This is a genomic window from Moorena sp. SIO2C4 (genome assembly GCF_010672485.1).
Taxonomy (GTDB): Bacteria; Cyanobacteriota; Cyanobacteriia; order Cyanobacteriales; family Coleofasciculaceae; genus Moorena; species Moorena producens.
On the sequence record NZ_JAAHGN010001349.1, the window covers coordinates 1 to 1,682 of the forward strand.

General features: G+C 47.3%; 3 protein-coding genes and 2 pseudogenes. 4 read left to right on the forward strand and 1 reads right to left on the reverse strand.

Going from position 1 to position 1,682, the window contains the following annotated elements:
• Nucleotides 1–66, forward strand: a pseudogene (locus F6K20_RS40360) (hypothetical protein); the annotation flags it as partial.
• Nucleotides 62–163: pseudogene (locus F6K20_RS40365) on the forward strand (hypothetical protein); the annotation flags it as partial. The pseudogenes F6K20_RS40360 and F6K20_RS40365, both read left to right, overlap by 5 nt.
• Nucleotides 164–275: 112 nt before the next feature.
• On the opposite strand, the gene F6K20_RS37430 reads toward F6K20_RS40365, so the two are convergent.
• Nucleotides 276–410 carry a hypothetical protein gene (locus F6K20_RS37430; RefSeq protein WP_287298245.1) on the reverse strand — a complete coding sequence of 45 codons (135 nt, stop codon included), beginning with the start codon at nucleotides 408–410 and terminating at the stop codon, nucleotides 276–278.
• A 100-nt stretch (nucleotides 411–510) separates the two neighbouring features.
• Between F6K20_RS37430 and F6K20_RS37435 the strand changes: the two genes are divergently transcribed.
• Nucleotides 511–1,098, forward strand: a complete 588-nt coding sequence (locus tag F6K20_RS37435; RefSeq protein WP_287253604.1) for a Uma2 family endonuclease — start codon at nucleotides 511–513, stop codon at nucleotides 1,096–1,098.
• A gap of 122 nt (nucleotides 1,099–1,220) precedes the next feature.
• A partial coding sequence (locus F6K20_RS37440) for a DUF4058 family protein (protein ID WP_287298247.1) occupies nucleotides 1,221–1,682 on the forward strand: 462 nt, incomplete at its 3' end.

Sequence of the window (1,682 nt, forward strand, 5' to 3'; positions counted from 1 at the left end):
GTCAGCGGTCAGCGGTCAGCGGTCAGCGGTCAGCGGTCAGCGGTCAGCGGTCAGCGGTCAGCGGTCAGCGGTCAGCGGTCAGCGGTCAGCGGTCAGCGGTCAGCGGTCAGCGGTCAGCGGTCAGCCTTCAGCTAAAAGCTCACGCTATGGAACCGTCAGCTGATGTAACAGAGATTAAACCAATGCTTATTTGTTTTATTCAAAAGCACCATCTGTACCGCATTAGCTGAGAGCTGAGAGCTGAGAGCTGAGAGCTCTCAGCTAAAGGCCTACGGCTACGCTACGGGAATAGCTTTGGAATAAAACAAGTAAGCATTGGAATAATGCTGAGTTACCTCCCAGGGTCGTTCGCACAGCGTGGCCATTCGCGTAGCGTGGCCGAAAGGCCAAGGCCAAAGCCTGTGCCACAAGGCACCTCAAGTAGCGTGAGCTTTTAGCTCACGGCTGACGGCTGACGGCTGAATGCTTACACTAGAATTATCAAAAAAATGGCTTCTTAGGAAAACTCCGATGACTGCCACTACTGCACTGCTTAGCCTCGAAGACTACTTAAGCTACAACGATGGCACTGATCGGCGTTATGAACTGGTGAATGGGGAACTGATTGCCATGTCTCAACCCAAAGGAAAACATGGTGCAATTACTGAGTTTCTCAACGATCAATATCGGGCTGAAATTCAGGTTCAGGGGTTAGCCTGGGTTTCTAAGCAAGGGTTTATTGCAATCGAGTCGCCCCGTGGGGGACGTTGGGATACAGCGCGGATTCCAGATGTGACGGTGGCAACACTGGAGCAATGGGAGGGAATGCTGGATCGAGAGGCGATCATTCGTCTCAACGAATCGCCACCTTTTTTGGTGGTTGAAGTGGTTAGCGATTCGACTCGGACGACGGATTATCGCAGTAAACGAGTGGAGTATAACTTGCTGGGGATTCGCGAATATTGGATTGTCGATCCCCTCAAAAAGCAGGTTGTGGTGTTGCAGTTGGTGGATGATCTTTATGAGGAAACGGTTTTTGTGGGGGATGAGTTGATTGAATCAACTATTTTTCCGGGGTTGCAGCTTTCGGCACAGCAAGTGTTGAATGGTGCGCTTTAGAATAAGTAATAAGTCATAGACTTTTAGCCATCAGCCGTTAGCTATCAGCTGTCAGCTAAGTTCTAAAAGCTGAATGCTGAATGCTCTAAGTTCAACCCTCTAACCACCGAGGAGGAAATTTTATGCCTTCCCCTTTTCCAGGGATGAACCCTTACCTAGAACATCCAGAAGTTTGGCCAGGAATACATTTGTTACTTATTGGCGAGCTGGCTAAATTCCTTTCTCCTCAACTGCGTCCAAAATACAGAGTTGGTGTTGAAGTGCGCATGTATGAAACTATTGGTGAACAATCATTGCTCGTTGGCATTCCGGATTTAACTGTCAAAGGTTCACAGGTGACAACTAAACAACTAATAACTAATGTTGCAGTTGCACAAGCTCCAACTCAACCCCAAACGGTACAAGTTCCTGTACCTGAAACTATTAAACAAGGTTATTTAGAAGTGCGAGAGGTAGCTACCAAGGAAGTAGTAACAGCTATTGAAATACTCTCTCCCATTAATAAACGTTCTGGAGAAGGACGCAAGCAATATGAAAGTAAACGAAATAAAGTCTTAGGCAGTTTCACTCATTTAGTAGAAATA

Coding starts and splice junctions, on each gene's coding strand:
- F6K20_RS37435 (WP_287253604.1), top strand. CDS start 511: ATGACTGCCACTACTGCACTGCTTAGCCTCGAAGACTACTTAAGCTAC.